The organism is Streptomyces doebereineriae (assembly GCF_031845645.1).
Classification (GTDB): domain Bacteria; phylum Actinomycetota; class Actinomycetes; order Streptomycetales; family Streptomycetaceae; genus Streptomyces; species Streptomyces canus.
Genome location: NZ_JAVREZ010000087.1, coordinates 1 through 597, shown reverse-complemented (window position 1 = coordinate 597; position 597 = coordinate 1). Strand labels below are relative to the sequence as shown.

General features: G+C 65.8%; 1 protein-coding gene and 1 pseudogene. One reads left to right on the top strand and one right to left on the bottom strand.

The genetic code is table 11. The features are described from left to right. A pseudogene (locus RNB18_RS50830) lies at window positions 1–198 on the bottom strand (HtaA domain-containing protein); the annotation flags it as partial. Window positions 199–228: 30 nt separating this feature from the next. Here RNB18_RS50830 and RNB18_RS50825 point away from each other — a divergent pair. Next, window positions 229–597, top strand: a 369-nt coding sequence (locus RNB18_RS50825; RefSeq protein ID WP_311720906.1) for a tetratricopeptide repeat protein, incomplete at its 3' end; no start/stop codon positions are given.

Genomic DNA, 597 nt, shown 5'->3' with positions numbered 1-597 from the left:
CACACTCCCGACGTCCCCCACACTGCCGTTCGCGTCCACCAGCTCATCCAGCGCGCCACCCGCGACTCTCTCGCGCCCTCCCAACCCGACCACCCCGCCCGTACCGCTGCCGATGCCCTCATCGCCGCCTGGCCCGTTGTCGAACACGACACCGCCCTCGCCCAGAGCCTGCGTGCCAACACCACTGCCCTTACCCACTGTGCTGAGGACCCTTTGTACCGACCGGGTGTGCATGCGGTGCTGTATCGGACCGGTACCAGCCTCGGTGAGACAGGACAGATCAGCGCCGCTCGCGACCACTACCAGCACATCACCAACACGGCCACGGCTCGTCTCGGGGAGAAGCATCCCGACACCCTCACGGCTCAGAGCAACCTCGCCCTTTGGCGGGGGCAGAGGGGGGATTTGACCGGTTCTGCGGAATCCTTCACGGACCTGCATAAGCGCATGGCTCGGGTGCTAGGTAGAAACCACCGAGACACCCTCAACGTCCAGGGTCACCTCGCCGCTTTGCGAGGACAGGCGGGAGACCCGGCAGGGGCCGCGGAGGACTTCGCGGCCCTGTTGCAACGCATGGTGAAGGCACTAGGTAAAGAT